Below are 16,722 nucleotides of genomic sequence, written 5' to 3'. Positions count from 1 at the left end.
AGGTATGATTGTTCCGTGTTTTGTCCTCTTGTGAATTTAAGGCTAAGGCACTAACTTCTATGGACGGCTAAGAGCATTTCTTTGAGGAGGGCTGATGACCGATCTTATCCAGCAAATTACCACCGAGTTGCAGCAACGCATTGAAGCCTACCAACCACGGTTGGAAGTCCGTGATGTTGGCACGGTGATTGAAACCGGCGATGGGATTGCCCAGGTAGAGGGGTTAACGACCGTACGTTCTCAAGAGTTAGTGGAGTTTGAGAACGGTGTTATGGGGATTGCCTTCAACCTGGAAAAAGATAAGGTCGGGGTCATCATCTTAGGGGATTTTTCGACCATTACAGAAGGAATGCAGGTGCGGACCACGGGACGTATCGCTTCCGTCCCCGTAGGCGATGGGTTGATCGGTCGGGTGGTCAATGCATTGGGTGAACCCATAGACGGTAAGGGCCCAATTAACTTCACGCGCTACCGACCGATTGAACGCATTGCCCCCGGTGTGGTGGAACGGCAAGATGTGGATACCCCGGTCCAGACCGGGATCAAAGCCATTGATGCCATGATCCCGATCGGACGAGGCCAGCGTGAATTGATCATTGGCGATCGCCAAACAGGCAAGACGGCAATTGCCATTGACACGATCATCAACCAGAAAGGCAAAGATCTCATTTGTATTTATGTCGCCATTGGGCAGAAGAAGGCCGCCATTGCCCGCACGATTGCTTTGCTTGAGCAGTATGGGGCGATGAACCACACCGTAGTGGTAATGGCTTCGGCAGATGATCCGGCGGCGATGCAGTACATTGCACCCTACGCCGGATGTGCCATCGGCGAGGAGTTTATGGAAAATGGGCGCGATGCGCTGGTGGTTTACGATGATCTTTCCAAGCATGCCTGGGCATATCGCCAAATCTCGTTACTGTTGCGCCGCCCACCTGGGCGAGAGGCTTATCCCGGTGATGTGTTCTACCTACATTCCCGTTTGTTAGAACGTGCTGCGCGCCTTGCGACTCACTACGTTATTGTGCCAAAAGATTATCCTCATCCCAAAGCCAAGGCCGAGGACGGCGTGAATGGGCAGGTCTTTAAGGGCCCCCGTTCAAAGGTGGAAGCCGAAGAGGCGCTCAAGGCGATGCCAAACGCCGAAAACTACAAGGTTGTGCCGGTTGAGGGCACTGGCGGATCATTGACAGCGCTTCCGATCATTGAAACGCTGCTGGGTGATGTCTCGGCCTATATTCCCACCAATGTTATTTCGATTACCGATGGGCAGATTTATCTTGAGACCAGCCTGTTCAATGCGGGAATTCGCCCGGCGATCAATGTGGGTATCTCCGTATCGCGTGTGGGTGGAGCGGCTCAAACCAAAGCCATGAAACAAGTGGCGGGGCGCTTGCGCCTGGATATGGCGGCCTTCCGTGAGTTGGCAGCCTTTGCCCAGTTTGGTTCTGATTTGGATAAGGCCACCCAAGCGCAACTAAATCGCGGTCTGCGCCTGCAAGAGATACTCAAACAACCGCAATACGAGCCGATGTCATTGGAAAATCAGGTTATTGTGCTCTTTGCCGGGGTTAATGGCTTTGCCGATCAGGTGCCGGTGGAACGGGTCAAGGCCTGGGAAGCGGCGCTTCTGCGTTATATGGAATCCTCACATCCTGAAATTGGACGGGATATTGCTGAAAAGAAGATGATCACGCCGGAAACTGAAGCGCGACTGCGTGAGGCGCTCCAGGCGTTTAGCAATACCTGGCTCTGAGGCGGGGGAAGATAATGGCGTCCATCCGCGAGATGCGTAACCGTATTCGCTCGGTCAAGAACCTGGCCCAGGTGACCAAGGCGTTGGAAACCGTCAGTGCCAGCAAGGTACGCCGGGCTATTGCGGCTTACTCTCAAACCCGTCCATATGCTGAAAAGGCTTGGAAATTATTGTTACACCTGGCACGTCAGCCTGGCGCCGAAAGTCTGCACCCATTATTAACCCAGCGTGCTGGCAATGGACCGGTTCTGGTCATTCTCGTTAGTTCCGATCGCGGCTTGGCCGGCGCTTACAACGTCAATATTATGCGCCATACCCTGCAGGTTTTTCGTGATTTTGATGCGCCGGTCAGTTATGTGGCAGTGGGAAAGAAAGGGGCGGCAATGCTTTCGCGGCGGCGACGCAGTGTTGTGGCAGAATTTGTGGATTTGCCGGCCACGCCGCGTTTTGTGGACTGTGCCCCCATTGGGCAAATGGCGATTGATGAGTTCCTGGCAGGGCATTACGATCAGGTCTATATTGCCTATACCGAGTTTATCAGTATGCTACGCCAGGAGCCACAGGTGCGTAAATTACTGCCTTTGGAGCCCAAAATTGTACCGATGGATGTTCATTCTCCGGAAGCAACGCATCCCACACATGCCGTTTTTACGTATGAGCCGGGGCATACCGAAATCTTAAATGAGATTTTACCGCGCTTTACGTCGCTCCAAATTTATCGGGCTATTTTATCGGCCATTGCCAGTGAGCATGCGGCACGTATGGTGGCCATGCGTAATGCCACGGAGAATGCACGCGAGTTGATTGCAGCATTGCAATTGGATTACAACAAAGCCCGCCAGCAAGCCATCACCAGTGATATGCTCGATATATCCGCAGGAGCCGAGGCGCTGGCGCAAAACTTGGCTGAAGCGGCTCGATGACGTCAGCATATTGGGAGGAACTTTTTGATGAATCAGGCTAGCGGTCGCATCGTTCAAATCCTAGGTGGCGTAGTTGATGTTGTCTTTCCAGCCGGGGATTTGCCCGAACTTTTTGAGGCACTGGAAGTGCTTCGCCCTGAAGGTAAGCCCCTGGTTCTAGAGGTTGAACGGCAGTTACCCGATAACTGGGTGCGCTGTATTGCGATGGATTCTACCGATGGGTTGATGCGTGGCTTACCGGTGCGCCGTACTTATGCTCCGATTACGGTGCCGGTAGGGCCCGCAACGTTGGGGCGTGTATTTAATGTGCTGGGGCAACCCGTGGATGGCAAGGGGCCAGTGGTTTCTGATGTGTATTATCCCATTCGGCGACCCGCGCCTAAATTTGCCGAGCAATCCACCCGCGTGGAAGTTTTTGAGACCGGTCTAAAAGTTATTGATCTGATCGCACCGTTTACCAAGGGTGGCAAGACGGGTATTTTTGGTGGTGCCGGGGTGGGAAAGACGGTTATTATCATGGAATTAATCCGTTCCATTGCAACCGTGCACCAGGGCAACTCGGTCTTCGCCGGGGTAGGTGAACGAACCCGCGAGGGCACTCAACTCTACCGCGAGATGCTCGAATCGGGGGTGATGAAGGACACGGTCATGGTGTTTGGGCAGATGAATGAGCCAGCGGGGGTGCGCCTTCGCGTCGCTTTGACGGCGCTTTCTATGGCTGAGTATTTCCGCGATCAAGGTAAGGACGTTCTGCTGTTCATTGACAATATTTTCCGCTTTACCATGTCCGGGTCGGAAGTATCCGCTTTGCTTGGGCGCATGCCCTCGGCAGTCGGCTATCAGCCTACATTGGCGACCGAGATGGGCGAACTGCAAGAACGCATTACTTCCACCCGCCAGGGCTCGATTACGTCTATGCAGGCAGTTTATGTGCCTGCTGATGACTATTCCGATCCGGCACCGGTGACCACCTTTGCTCACCTCGATGCAACGATTGCTCTGGAGCGGTCCATTGCTGAAAAAGGAATCTATCCTGCTGTGGATCCGCTGGCTTCCACCTCGCGCATTCTGGACCCGCGCATCGTAGGCGAGGAACATTACACCACCGCACGCGAGGTGCAGCGCGTTTTGCAGCGCTACAAGGACTTGCAAGATATTATCGCCATCTTGGGTATTGATGAATTGAGCGAAGAAGATAAGTTGCTGGTCTCGCGGGCGCGCAAAATTGAGCGCTTCTTCTCTCAGCCCATGTTTGTGGCGGAGCAGTTCACCGGGTTAGAAGGCCGTTACGTACCTTTGCGTGAAACTGTGCGTGGTTTTCGCGAGATCCTTGACGGCAAGTGCGACGACATGCCCGAGCAGGCTTTTTATATGGTGGGTACCATTGATGAGGCGCGTGAGAAGGCGCGAAAGTTGCTTGAAACCGCAGCATGAGGGAATAGCGCATGCCGATTCGCTGTGAAATTGTTTCTCAAGACCGCGTGGTTTTCTCGGGGGATGCGGATATTGTCGTCCTGCCGGGGGTTGAAGGGGAGATGGGCATCTTGCCTAACCACGCCCCTTTGCTTACGGCGTTGCGCTATGGGATTATTGTCGTGCGAAAACAGGGCGAAGAGCAGTATTTCACCGTTGCCGGCGGGGTAGCGGAAGTGCAGCCCGATCAAGTGACCGTGCTGGCCGATGCGGCGGAAAACGTTATGGAGATCAATGTCCAGCGTGCTGAGGCCGCGAAGCGTCGAGCGGAAGAGCGGCTGAAAGCGGGCGTTCCTCAGGATTCAGATGAGTATTTCGAATTGCAGGCGGCCTTACGGCGCTCGAATTTGCGTCTTGAAGCCGTACAACGCTACCGACAGCGGATGCAACGTGAGCGTCGAGAGTAGGTAAGACGATGCTGGGGAAAGAAAGGAATTAAATTACTATGCCCCTATTGTCGCGAGAATTGGGTATTGACCTGGGCACTTTCAATACCGTTATTGCCGAAGGTAACCAGATTCTGCTTCAAGAACCTACGGTTGTAGCCATCGTAGTGGATGAGCAGAAACTGGTGGAATGGGGGCAGGCCGCCAAGGATATGATTGGGCGCGTTCCGGAACGCATTCAGGTAGTTCGCCCGCTGCAGCATGGCGTTATTGCAGAGTACGAGGTAACCGAAATTTTGCTCCAATACTTGATCAAAAAGATTTGTGGCCCGATGCTTTTCTTCCGCCCACGGTTGATGGTCACGATTCCCTATGGAATTACCAGTGTCGAGACACGAGCAGTTCACGAAGCCGGTTTAGAGGCCGGCGGTCGAGAGGTCTATTTGATTCAGCAGCCCTTGGCGGCAGCACTGGGGTTGGATTTACCCGTCAATACGCCGAGCGGTAACATGATTATTTCGCTAGGCGGAGGAACAAACCAGGTTGCGGTATTAGCCCTAAATGATATTGTGGCAGCTGAAACTGCGCGCACCGGTGGGCTAGCCATGGATGAGGCCATCATGACGTATGTACGTAAGAAGTACGGGGTCATAATTGGCCAACCAACGGCTGAACAACTCAAAATTCGCATTGGGGCTGCGGTACCTCAGGAAGAACAGCAAAGTTTAGAGGTGCAAGGCCAGGATCAGGTTACCGGACTGCCTCGTCCGGTGACATTGACGACAGCAGATATTGTGGATGCCTTGGAAGAACCGCTGGAGGCAATTGTGACCCTAGTGCGGCGGGTATTGGAGAAGACGCCCCCCGAATTAATTGCGGACATTATTGATCGCGGAGCGGCCCTGTGCGGAGGGGGCGCACTCTTGCGAGGCATAGATACCTACCTCACGAAATCACTGGGCATCCCAGTTTATCTGGTGGATAATCCCACTACCTGCACCGCGCAGGGCGCGGCTAAAGCCCTGGCAATGCGTGATCTGCTGCGGCGCAGTTTGGTTTACGTGTAGTGTCTTCGTCTGAGCCCCAAATGCTTCCGCCTCAATCCAAGTAATAGGTCATATGTTGGAGTTTGAGGATGGGATCAATGTTCTCAACGATGATCCCAGGGGGAACGACAAGGTGAATTGGTGCGTAGTTGAGAATGGCGCGGATTCCGGCCTCAACTAAACAGTCGGTGACTTTCTGGGCTTCGGCGGCTGGAACAGTTAGCATGGCGATTTTCACCCCGGTTTGGCGGATGCGTTCCGGGATGGTGGCGCTGTCTTCAATGACAAGATGACCAATGCGCTTCCCAATTTTTTGGGGATCGTTATCAAAAGCCAGGACAATGCGGAAACCGCGGTTGGTGAATCCTTGATAACGAGCCAGGGCGCTTCCCAAGTCGCCCACACCCACCAGCGCCAGATCCCACATGCGGTTGAGATTAAGGATTGCGCGCAACTGCTCGATTAAGAATTCCACTGAATAACCGGTGCCTTGTTTGCCGAATTCGCCAAAATGGGATAAGTCCTTGCGAATCTGGGCGGCGGAGATGCCGAGTCGCTGCCCAAGTTCCAATGACGAGGTTGTTGTTATGCCTTCAAGACGCATGCGTTCTAGCGCTTGTAAGTAACGAGGTAATCTTCCGATGACAATGTCGGGTACACTTTGTTCGGCCATTGCGACCTCTGTTGTGAAAGATTCTACAGATATTATACTGTTTTTAGGACAACCGCATTAATGCAAAATGATTTCTAATAGAAGATTTGTTGGGTCTTTTATGGTAAGTAAAGCCAAAGGAAAAGGAAGATAATGCCCGGCAGGATAATCCCGGTTAGGATCTTCAGGCTGTCCCAACCAGGGTAGTGCGTCCGTGAAAGATGTGACCTCAATGTCGCCCTGGCTTATCTTGATCTCCACAAACCCTTGTCCTAGAACAGCCCAAACGACATGGTTGGGGGCAATATGACTGAGATAGTAACGTTGTACCCAATGGGGTGTTAGGCGTTGTTCGGGTGATACAACGAGGGGCAACCAGATTTGGCGATGGGAGAAAACCCCGCGTAATTCAAGGGTCAGTCCTTTGGGCTGCAGGCAATACCGTTCTGCTACCCTGTTTGGAGGGTTAGTCAAGGTGAGACAATAAGAATCCATGGTCGCGACCTGGTAGGGGATCTCCAGCGGCGGGGAGATGACTGCGCCGGGAATCACACCGGGGTCGGCCCAAAGGTCATTTTGCGGATTCCACAGGGATGGATCGCTCAAGCCCACCGCTAATTGAGCGCTTGAGGCCACGATGGGGATTGCGCGCCCGGATTGGATCAGGCTGAGGTGTGCTAACCGTCCATCTTGGGGGTCAATGATGGCAAATGCAGTAGTGCTGCTGAGAATACATTCTGGGCGGTGATCGGCATCCAGATCGCGCTCGCAGGTTTGAAGATCAGTGGGATGCCAAGCCCAGATCAGGGCTTCCCTCAGGTAACCCAATTCGCCCTGGTACTGCCCTCGTAGCGTCTGGAGAGCAGTATCGGTAGTAGGATGGCTAAGCAGGGCAGTGGTGAGGATTAACCCGGTGCGAAGTGCCTCAGTGCGCGAGGTTACAGGGGTTTGTTCTAAGGTCTCGATGGTGGCCTTCAACTGCGCTTGCCAGTCCGCATCAACCGGGGCGATAGGAATCGAGGACGCCTCGGTACACCATAAATCAGCGCAGGGCAGAACGGCTTCGAATGCAACTTTTTGAGCGGGGAAAAACTGAAGGTCATTTGCGTTCAGGACGTGAATCCAGGGATGATTGGCGAGATAGGCCAAAGCGGTAAAGGCTATACTGCGATCTCCCCAGGGGCTTTCGGGCAGGCTCTCACCCAGGATGACGACATCCGTTTTATCCGGTGAAAGGGCGGAAATAATCAGCGCTTGTTTGACGGAAAGCGTAAAATCCCCGGTGGAGTCTATTTGGGGATCAACAGGCTGGCTTGATAAAAAACTTGTAGGAAGCGGGATCAAGCGGGTTTGGTTTACCTGAAAAATATGAGGAGAGCCCTTGTAACGAAAGAAGTAAGTCTGGCCAGGGGAAAGATTACTCACGGAAAAGGCACCGAAGTTTACTGTGGAAGCGCCAAAGTCGAATTTGGTACGGCTATCCTGGGCCAGTGAATAAGACCAAGGGGTTATGGGGGGTGCCCCGATGGCAGGCGTAGGCAGGATTAGCATTCCCTGACGATAAGCACCTTGTACTACTTTCAGACCTCCGATCGCATCAAGTCCGGCTAGCGAGGTGGGCTGGAGCAAATCGGTCAGGATAATGGGAATACGATAATAAGAAGCGGCTTCGATTAAATGACGCAATCCGTGACGCCGCCCAAAGGGCCCGGTGTGAGCTCCATCCCAACGGCGCAAGGTCTGGGCTGGGGTTGCGGCAGGTAAGGTGTCCCAAAAGACCAGTGCGACTGGTGCCGGCGGCGGGGGTGAAGCGGATAATGCAAATGGACCAATAGAATCGGCAATTAAGTCTTGACCTGGTAGCGTGCTCCAAGCTATGAACGTTGCCTGATGCTGAGAGTCCGAAAAAAGGTAGCGATTCAGGCGGATGGTCCAGGTATCCTGTTGCGGATCGCGCAGTATGAGGGGTTTTAGGGGGGCCAATTCTCCTGAGGGCCATATCACGATGGGCTTATGATTTGCTTGGATGATGAATAGGGCATCCCATGCCCTGGGGCTGATGGCTTGAACAGGCAAAACGAAACTGCCCCCGGGATGCCAATCCATCGCCAAATAGAGATCACAATTTGTTTGACTCTGGCTGTCTAGAAAATCCAGACGAATTTCAAGGTCGGCACGATAGGTACGGGCATAGGCAGCAATGAAATCACATTGAGGTGGAGTTTCTATATCAATGGGATCCAGTTGCCGTACATCTGTATAGCGCCATTGGGGAGGAGGTGGCGTGGTATTCCTGGCAAGCATGTCTATCCCTATGGCCAGAGGCAACCAGGCCAGGGTGAGAAGTGACGCAAGGACACGGCGAAGGATTGCACCAGACGAGTCATGTAGGACTTTCATGGCTTATGCTATTATAAGGGCTGACGGAAAAATAAAAACGGAGCCGAGAAGGCTCCGCTTTTGGTTAAAAGGAATGGTTTTATCCTTAATCGCGGCGGCGTCCCATTAAGAGGAAAACGTAGTAAAGCACCGTGGTAATGGCTTGAATGGCCGCGGCAACATAGGTGAGCGCGGCCGCATCCAAAACACTGCGCACCCCTTCCATTTCCTGGTTATAGATTATGCCTGAGGTTGCCAGCCACTTCTTGGCTCGATTCGAAGCGTCAATTTCTACTGGCAGGGTGATCAGGGCGAAGAGAGCGGTCAATCCGAAAAGTCCCACCCCTAACCACGCGATAGAATCGGCCTGGAAGAGAAAACCGAGCACAAAAATGATGGGACCGAGCCAGGAACCGATTTGTACTGTCGGCACAATCGCCGTGCGCAGTTGAAGCATGGCATAGGCCTGGCTGTCTTGAATCGCGTGCCCAGCTTCGTGGGCGGCCACACCGGCGGCGGCCACGCTGGGGCTGGAGTAGACCTCTGGACTCAATCGCAACACTTTTGCGCGTGGATCATAATGGTCACTCAGGAACCCCCCTGCTTGTTCAATTCGCACATCTTGCAGGCCGTGCATATCGAGCATGCGCCGTGCTATTTGAGCCCCACTTAGGCCGCTCATAGTGCGCACGCGCGAGTATTTGCTAAAGGCTGATTGGACCTTGAATTGAGCCCATAAGCCCAAAATCAACGCCGGCAGGCTGAAAAGCAAGTACAAACCGTAGCCACCAAATAAGAATGGGTAATACATCGTTGTCCTCCTTATCCTGGTCTCGCTAATGACATTATAACCAGTTCACTGGAATTTATACTAAAAGAATATAAGCGGGGTATTAACAATGTGTGATTTTTTGATGAAGAACAATTAAAACAAAAAAACTCAAGTGCGCCCGCCGAGACTCGAACTCGGGATTTTACCTCCGGAGGGTAACGTGATATCCACTTCACCACGGGCGCATTGAGTGCACCAAAATTTTACCACAATTTGGAGGGTCCTTAAGGTTGAGCGAGGAGGTCATGCAATGGCTTGCTGCTCATAAAAGCGCGCAATTTCATCCCGTGCAAAGTAGGGTAAGGGCCGTTCTTGCCCTTGGACGATGAGGAACACCTCCGGCGTGCCAGATTCTACGCGCCCGATAGCGGCGGCGGGAATACCGGCTGAGGTGAGGACCTTGAGAATATGTGGGGCATCGTGGGGGTGCGTGGTCAGCAGCAAAGCGCCTGAGGCCAGCGTCCCCAAAGGATCAAGGCCGAAAAAGGCACAGATCTTTTGGGCTAATGGTGATATAGGGATAGCACTTTGTTCCACACGCAAGCGGACTCCAGCGGCTTCGGCAAGTTCCCACAGCGCCGTTGCTAATCCGCCTTCAGTGGGATCATGCATGGCGGTGACCCGGCCAGCGGCAATAGCCAACTGGGCATCTTTTAGTACACTAATGCCTGGCTCGTAAATGTAACGTTGTGCGGTTTGGATTTCTTCGGGGGTTAGGATCCCCTCCAATCGGTGGGCAAACTCTCGAGCAAGAATTGCGCATCCTTCGATAGGGATGCCTTTAGTTAGGATGATCACATCTCCAGGTTGAGCACCGCGCGGGGTGATTACGTGCGCTTTCGCGATTTCGCCGATCAGCGTGGTCACAATAATCGGGCGATGCAGATCATAAGTGATCTCGGTGTGACCTCCGATCAAGGTGATGCCCAACTGTTGGCAGGTTTGAAAGATTTGCCGTCCAATTGTGCTCACCAGTTCAGGGGTGGTTTTGCCCTCGGGCAAGAGAAGAGTTGCCAGCATCCAGCGTGGTAAGGCGCCGGTCGTGGCGATGTCGTTGCTGGCGATTTGCACGGCGTACCAGCCAATCTCTTGTGTGGCAAAGGTGATCGGTTCAGTCTTGAGAACTAAGGCGGTCTCTCCCATATCCAAAACAGCGCAATCCAGACCAATTCCAGGCCCTAGTAGAACGCGCTCATGGTGGCTGGGGGCTTGTGCCAGGAGGTCGGCAAGAAGATGATGCGGTAATTTTCCTACCGGTAGCACGGCATTCATAATGAATCTCCATTGCAGTAATTTAAGACCTTCTCAATAAAGGGCAGCATACGTTCGTAGTGCGAGCCTTTCCAGTATATCTGACCGCATTGGGTACAGCGATCGAATTCATCGTAGTATAACTGCGTCAGTGGTTCCAAGCGGTCTAGAATTTCCTGCTTGTTGACCGACTCTAATAACCCGTTGCAGCGAGGACAACGTTGAAAGGGGTTAACCAGGTGTTTGAGGTTAAAGCGTCGAATGATCTCGAAGACTTGGTCGCGAGGATTGTGGGCGCGCACGCAATATCCGCGCCGAACGAGATTGCGCTTGAGCAAGCCGCGATCACGGGTGAGCAGGATGCGATCTTCGCGATTGGCAATTAGTGCCAGGTCGCGATCTTGCCAGTTAGGATCGTATAAGGCATCGAATCCCAATAGCCGTAGGTAATGGGTAAGTTTACCTAAGTGGTTATCTAACACAAAGCGGGGGTCGAGGGTGAGAGCATCGCTTCCGTTCAGGGTAAAGGGATAGACGTGGATGTCATCGCCATCCTGGACGTGATAGCAGAGAGGTTGAGGGTGGCCGTTGACCTCGGCATATCCAACCTCGGGATGCGGCACACCTACTGTCTCGATGATGTGTTTAAGTGCCGTTTTTTCCTTGACCCAGTAATTGATCGTTTGTTCGCGTTGAGTCACGGGAAGAAAATCGTTCAAGCAACCGTGAAAACGGAGGTAAATCCATCCCATAGCAAACTTACTCAATATACAAACTCACGAATATCGTAGCGGCTAATGTGGGGCGTGCCGCGTTCTTCGCTGAAAACCAAACGCTCTTCAATCTCTTGGCCTTGCATAAGGCGTTCCTCGGGTGAAAGAGGATGCAGACCTGCTTCGTAAGCGTGTTGGACATAAGGCATCCCCTCGCTCTCGATCAATTCCGAGAAGTAAATGATATCCTCCATATCGAGCGGCATGCTGTTAAGCGCTTGGATCGTGTCTTCAACATGCTGAAGGGCGAAAGTGTGCCCACCTGCGCCTAATAGGATGATGATCCCGACGGCTACGCCGGCGCTCTTAAGGGCTTCAACCGTACGGATAACATCCTCGGGCTCACCGGGTTTTTGCAAAAAACGTAATAGCTCGGCGTTCCCCGATTCCATGCCGATATAGACCCGTTTGAGACCCAGCGCGGCCAATTGGGCAAAGTCGGCAGGGCTTTTTTTCTCTCCACTGAAGCCATCCAGAAAAGCGTAAATCCCACCCAAGGCTTCGACATCAAAGTGTTCATGAACGCTCAGGAACAATGGCACCAAGCGTGGCATGGGTACCACCAGGGCGTTGGCGTCTCCCAGAAAGATGGTTCGGCGCAGGCTCAGCCCAGGGCCCAGAAAAGCCTTGACAGCCAAGATGTGATTTTGAAATGCATCGGGCGTTTTGATACGGAAGGGGCGGTCGCGGTAAAAGTTGCAGAAGGTGCAGGTATTGAAAGAACACCCTTCGGTGGCTTGTAACACCACTGCCATGTACTGATCGGGAGGCAGGATGCCGATGGGTTTATACACATGAAAATACTGGGCTGCATCGGCGGCAGCGCGCTGAGGGTCAAATCCTGCTGCTGTTCTTACCATCTCTATTTCGTCCTCTGAGAGCAGGCGCTCCAGGTGTGCCTCCCCATTTTCAATGGCTGTGAACAGAGTGCGCATTTGTTGATGCGCACGATTTATCCACCCTTCCGCTTCGGTGGGTGAAAGCCAACGCCGTGCCGCCTGATTGCCGGGTTGGCGCCATTTGGCGACAACCTTGCCATCCAGGCCACGACGAAACGATATCCCGTTTTCGAGCCCTGTCCAGAGGCGCCCAGCGCAGTCATAACCATAGACCGTGGTTTGTCCGGTCTGCTCGAAACTGACGGTTAGGCCACTGGACTTGAAACTGAAGGTCAGTTTATAACCCCTCCAGGTGCCCAGAATAACCATGGACGGATGATCCTTCAAAACGAGGCTATTTGTGTTTCAAGTATAACAGACTGGTGGCTATTAAAAGTGGTTGACCCATTTTTAAATGCCGGTTGCACAAGCGGAAAATATGTTCTATAATCAAATTGCTATGGACTGGCTTCAGAAACTTGCCTTACTTTCTCAAGACGATGGATTAGAAGTGGATGCGGAGCCGAACCCCGGGAGCGAAGCCCTGCCTGTCTGCCATCCGGCGCGAACCACTCAAACGACTACGCGCCTTTTAGATCATATCAGTCACGTAACCTTGCAGGGTGGGCGGAAAATCCCGGTGCTGAAGGTGCTCCTGACCTCGGTGTGTGAATATAACTGCGCTTATTGTCCGTTTCGAGTCGGACGGGATTTTCGGCGGGCGACCTTTCAGCCGGAAGAATTAGCGCGGGCATTTCTTCAGATATACAATGCCGGCTTGGTAAAGGGTTTATTTTTATCTTCGGGGATTGCCGGGGGAGGAATCCGCACCCAGGATCGTTTGATTGCTACCGCGGAAGTTTTGCGCAACAAATTGGGTTTTCAGGGCTACTTGCATCTAAAATTGATGCCAGGTGCCGAACCGGCGCAAGTAGAACGGGCGGTAGCATTAGCCTCACGGGTTTCGATTAACTTAGAAATGCCGGGGAACCAATACCTAGAGCACTGGGCGCCGCGCAAAGTGCCGCAAAGTCGAATGTTAGAACCCCTCCAATTGGCCCATCAGGCGGTGCTTAACCAGCAGTACCGCTCCATCCGCCGTTGGATTTCACTTACTACCCAATTCGTGGTCGGAATTGGAGAAACGGATGCCGAATTACTCCAAATCACAGCCCACCTCTACCGCCAGTTGGGGCTTAGCCGGGTTTATTACTCCCCCTTTCGCCCGATTGAAGATACCCCGCTAGAAGATCATCCAGCGGAAAACCCACACCGCGCACTGCGTCTTTACCAAGCCTCTTTTCTGTTACGGGATTATGGCTTCAGTTTTGATGAACTACCCCTGAACCCAGATGGCAGGTTGGCGCTTGAGGTGGACCCCAAAATGGCTTGGGCGCAACGTTACCTTACCCATCCGTTGGAAGTTAACCGCGCTTCACGCGAAGAGTTAATACGCGTTCCGGGGATTGGTCCAAAGTCGGCTCTTGCGATCATCCGCGCGCGTCGTCTTTTTCGGCTGCGGGATTTACGGCAGTTGCGCCAATTAGGCGTGAACGTAGAACGAGCAGCGCCTTACCTTTTGCTAGATGGTCGGCAACCCGCGCGGCAATTGACGCTCACATTCTGAGAGTAACGGATGTTGACGGCAGCAGAAGAATTTCTGCAAACACGACAGATTCCTTATCGCGTTTTCATTCACTCCCAACCGCCACAAGATTTGGCGCAAGCAGCAGCTGAGCGTGGACAGCAGATTACTCAGGTAATCCGCACCTTGCTTTTTCGGATGGCTAAAAATGAATTCGTGGTCGTGCTCATTCCAGGAGGTTATCATGTGCACTGGCCAACCTTACGGCATTATTTGGGACATCGGCGGGTGACTTTGGCGAGCGATGAAGAGGTACTCCGGATCACGGGATATGCACCGGGTAGTGTATCCCCATTGGGATTGCCATCGCACTTACGTATTCTGGTTGATCCCGGGGTTTTTGCTCCAGAAGAGGTTTCGCTTGGTTCAGGCTTGCCAGGAAAGGCACTTATCTTACGGCGAGACGATTTGATTGCGGCATTGGGTAAATTCGAATTAGTGGATCTGAAAGCCATAGAGGGTGGCAAAGGCTTCGACGAATAACACTAAATACGATAAATTTTGTTATAATATTCAATATGAAAACGACCCGCAAGACCAAGAAGCAACCCCAATCGCAAGGTACGCGGCGTATTGCCCCCTGGGTGTTTATCTTGATCGGTTTAGGATTGATGCTGTATGGAGCGTGGGGGTTCTTGATGCAGAATCAATCACAGCCGACAACGACCGTTGGTAATTCCGCGAATATTCCCTACCCAAAGGTTGAGCGGATCGCTCTTGAAGAGGCTAAGCGTGTTTATGATGAGGGGAGCGCCGTTTTTCTGGATGTGCGGCCGGCTAGTGCTTATGCTACCAGCCACATTCCGGGTGCGCTCAATATTCCGGTGAATGAATTGCCCCAACGGATCAACGAACTTGACCCATCGCGCCTGATTATCACGTACTGTACCTGACCGGCTGAGGAGTCGAGCGCCCGTGCGGCGCAGTATCTCTTAGATCAGGGCTTTCAGAAGGTGAAACCAATCTTAGGCGGTTTTGCGGCCTGGACTGAAGCGGGTTATCCGGTTGAGCCGTAACCTACCGAGGAGGGCTTGGGGGAAACCGCTGAGAAAACGGCCCAACGCTGCGTTATAATCAAATCAAGCCCACATTGTCGTGTGGGTAAATGGTGCATTGGCTGATGGGTATGGCCATGAGTCGAAGATTAGCGGTTGATTTTGGTACCTCGAATACCATACTGGCTTTCTGGGATACTGAAGTCCAGCAACCCCAGGTGCTACATTTACCGGATTATGGGCGTCAACAGGAAAGCGAGGGCGGGGTTATTTCCTATATCCCCTCGGTCATTCATTATAGTAGTGAACAAGATTACTGGATTGGTCAACAGGTGTTTGAGCGTGGTCTGTATGCGTCACCCTATACGGTGCGCTGGATGAAGCGCTATATCAGCCATCGTTCACCGCTGCGCCTACGGGTCGGCCAGCGCGACATTCACCCGGCTGATGCCGGGCGCGATTTCCTGCGCACCGTGTTGTTTTTTGCGCTCGAAGAGTTGCACCCCGATGAAGAGGTTGGATTCAGCGTCCCCGTTGAGGCTTTTGAGCACTATGAGAATTGGCTGCTGGCTCTGGCGGAAGAGTTGGGAATTCGTCGTTTTCGCGTTATTGATGAACCTTCCGCAGCGGCGCTGGGGTATGGGTTGAGCCTGCACCCTGGCCAGGTTTATCTAGTGTTCGACTTCGGTGGGGGAAGCCTGGATGTTTCGGTCATCCAACTCGGCGAGTCCGCTGATGCCCGCGGGCGTCATTGCCGCGTGTTGGGTAAGGCGGGGCGTGACCTGGGAGGCGCGCGAATTGACCAGTGGCTCTTTCAAGAGATCTTGCGCTTTAATAACCGAAGCGAGGAAGAATCTGCGGTGCGTGAACACAGCACCCAATTGCTGGTTTACAGCGAATATATCAAGGAACGGCTTTCGTTTGAGAAGGAGGCCTCTCTAGATGCCCTGTCCTTATCGGATGGTAGTGTGCTTTCGTTTCGCATTACCCGTGAGGATTTCGAACACTTATTAGATGCACATGGACTATTCACCGATATTCATCGCACGATTCAACTTGCCCTAAATCAAGCGCGCGAGCGTGGGTACGATGAAGACCAGATCCAGGCGGTGCTCATGATCGGAGGCAGTAGCCGCATTCCGGCGGTGCAGCGCTTGCTACGTCAATGGTTTGGGCGTGAGCGGGTTTTGCTGCATCGGCCTTTAGAAGCAGTGGCGTTAGGAACGGCGGCGTTCATTGGGGGTGTGGAACTCTTTGATTACATTCAACATGATTATGCCATCCGCTATATTGATCCTCAAAGGGGAAAGTATGACTATCGGGTTATTGTGCCTAGAGGTACGCCCTACCCGACTCCCGAACCGGTGGCACGGTTAACGATCAAAGCGGCTTATGAGGGACAGCAGAGACTCGGATTGGCCATCTTTGAAATAGGCGATTCGCGTCCTCGAACTGAGGAAAGCGTAGAGATCATTTTTGACCCCGGCGGCGCCGTTCGTTTACTTCCGCTTAGCCCACAAGAGCAGGAAGCACGGACGTTGTTTTGGATGAATGAAAATAACCCCACGTTTTTGGTAGCCGATCCACCTGCCAGCCAAGGCGAGCCCCGGTTTGAGGTTGAATTCTTTGTGGATGCACAAAAGCGTCTGGTAATTAATGCGCGTGACCTTCTTCATCACCACCGGGTTTTGAATGCGGTACCGGTGGTGCGCCTTACTTGAGTGGTTACACGA

The 16,722-nt window shown here is 52.9% G+C and carries 15 protein-coding genes and 1 tRNA gene; 9 read left to right on the top strand and 7 right to left on the bottom strand.

Features of this window, described 5'->3' with window-relative positions; genetic code table 11:
• Window positions 1-94 precede the first annotated feature (94 nt).
• The 5 genes from atpA to mreB are packed head-to-tail and all read left to right on the top strand — an operon-like array spanning window position 95 to window position 5,605.
• On the top strand, window positions 95-1,756 hold the full coding sequence (gene atpA, locus QYE77_RS04655) for a F0F1 ATP synthase subunit alpha (protein WP_315624209.1): 1,662 nt from the start codon (window positions 95-97) through the stop codon (window positions 1,754-1,756).
• 14 nt (window positions 1,757-1,770) lie between these two features.
• Window positions 1,771-2,679 carry an ATP synthase F1 subunit gamma gene (gene atpG, locus QYE77_RS04650; protein WP_315624208.1) on the top strand — a complete coding sequence of 303 codons (909 nt, stop codon included), beginning with the start codon at window positions 1,771-1,773 and terminating at the stop codon, window positions 2,677-2,679.
• Window positions 2,680-2,706: 27 nt separating this feature from the next.
• Window positions 2,707-4,113 (top strand): F0F1 ATP synthase subunit beta, encoded by a 1,407-nt coding sequence (atpD, locus tag QYE77_RS04645; RefSeq protein ID WP_315624207.1) that lies wholly within the window; start codon window positions 2,707-2,709, stop codon window positions 4,111-4,113.
• 11 nt (window positions 4,114-4,124) lie between these two features.
• Window positions 4,125-4,559 (top strand): F0F1 ATP synthase subunit epsilon, encoded by a 435-nt coding sequence (locus QYE77_RS04640; RefSeq protein ID WP_315624206.1) that lies wholly within the window; start codon window positions 4,125-4,127, stop codon window positions 4,557-4,559.
• Between the two features lie 38 nt (window positions 4,560-4,597).
• Window positions 4,598-5,605 (top strand): rod shape-determining protein, encoded by a 1,008-nt coding sequence (mreB, locus tag QYE77_RS04635; protein ID WP_315624205.1) that lies wholly within the window; start codon window positions 4,598-4,600, stop codon window positions 5,603-5,605.
• 31 nt (window positions 5,606-5,636) lie between these two features.
• Here the strand turns inward: mreB and QYE77_RS04630 are convergent, their stop codons facing one another.
• The 7 genes from QYE77_RS04630 to QYE77_RS04600 form a co-directional block, all read right to left on the bottom strand.
• Window positions 5,637-6,257 (bottom strand): redox-sensing transcriptional repressor Rex, encoded by a 621-nt coding sequence (locus QYE77_RS04630; RefSeq protein WP_315624204.1) that lies wholly within the window; start codon window positions 6,255-6,257, stop codon window positions 5,637-5,639.
• Between the two features lie 57 nt (window positions 6,258-6,314).
• Window positions 6,315-8,636 (bottom strand): hypothetical protein, encoded by a 2,322-nt coding sequence (locus QYE77_RS04625; RefSeq protein ID WP_315624203.1) that lies wholly within the window; start codon window positions 8,634-8,636, stop codon window positions 6,315-6,317.
• 85 nt (window positions 8,637-8,721) lie between these two features.
• Window positions 8,722-9,426, bottom strand: a complete 705-nt coding sequence (locus QYE77_RS04620) for a zinc metallopeptidase (RefSeq protein WP_315624202.1) — start codon at window positions 9,424-9,426, stop codon at window positions 8,722-8,724.
• A gap of 134 nt (window positions 9,427-9,560) precedes the next feature.
• Window positions 9,561-9,632: transfer RNA gene (locus QYE77_RS04615), tRNA-Arg, on the bottom strand.
• 58 nt (window positions 9,633-9,690) lie between these two features.
• On the bottom strand, window positions 9,691-10,719 hold the full coding sequence (locus QYE77_RS04610) for an AIR synthase family protein (RefSeq protein WP_315624201.1): 1,029 nt from the start codon (window positions 10,717-10,719) through the stop codon (window positions 9,691-9,693).
• Window positions 10,716-11,465 carry a Mut7-C RNAse domain-containing protein gene (locus tag QYE77_RS04605; RefSeq protein WP_315624200.1) on the bottom strand — a complete coding sequence of 250 codons (750 nt, stop codon included), beginning with the start codon at window positions 11,463-11,465 and terminating at the stop codon, window positions 10,716-10,718. The genes QYE77_RS04610 and QYE77_RS04605 overlap by 4 nt, the downstream gene beginning before the upstream one ends.
• On the bottom strand, window positions 11,462-12,679 hold the full coding sequence (locus QYE77_RS04600) for a radical SAM protein (RefSeq protein WP_315624199.1): 1,218 nt from the start codon (window positions 12,677-12,679) through the stop codon (window positions 11,462-11,464). The genes QYE77_RS04605 and QYE77_RS04600 overlap by 4 nt, the downstream gene beginning before the upstream one ends.
• A 109-nt stretch (window positions 12,680-12,788) precedes the next feature.
• Between QYE77_RS04600 and QYE77_RS04595 the strand changes: the two genes are divergently transcribed.
• The 4 genes from QYE77_RS04595 to QYE77_RS04580 all read left to right on the top strand — a co-directional run bounded on the left by QYE77_RS04595 (window position 12,789) and on the right by QYE77_RS04580 (window position 16,710).
• On the top strand, window positions 12,789-13,976 hold the full coding sequence (locus tag QYE77_RS04595; RefSeq protein WP_315624198.1) for a radical SAM protein: 1,188 nt from the start codon (window positions 12,789-12,791) through the stop codon (window positions 13,974-13,976).
• Window positions 13,977-13,985: 9 nt separating this feature from the next.
• Window positions 13,986-14,477, top strand: a complete 492-nt coding sequence (locus QYE77_RS04590) for an aminoacyl-tRNA deacylase (protein WP_315624196.1) — start codon at window positions 13,986-13,988, stop codon at window positions 14,475-14,477.
• 35 nt (window positions 14,478-14,512) lie between these two features.
• Window positions 14,513-14,887, top strand: coding sequence for a rhodanese-like domain-containing protein (locus QYE77_RS04585; protein WP_315624195.1), 375 nt, complete (start codon window positions 14,513-14,515; stop codon window positions 14,885-14,887).
• Window positions 14,888-15,099: 212 nt separating this feature from the next.
• Complete coding sequence (locus tag QYE77_RS04580; RefSeq protein WP_315624194.1) at window positions 15,100-16,710, top strand: Hsp70 family protein; 1,611 nt, start codon at window positions 15,100-15,102, stop codon at window positions 16,708-16,710.
• Window positions 16,711-16,722 lie beyond the last annotated feature (12 nt).

Source organism: Thermanaerothrix solaris (genome assembly GCF_032334255.1).
In the GTDB taxonomy this organism is placed as follows: Bacteria; Chloroflexota; Anaerolineae; order Anaerolineales; family Anaerolineaceae; genus Thermanaerothrix; species Thermanaerothrix solaris.
Note: the sequence above shows the minus strand (reverse complement) of the source record. Positions and strands in the feature narration are given on the sequence as shown.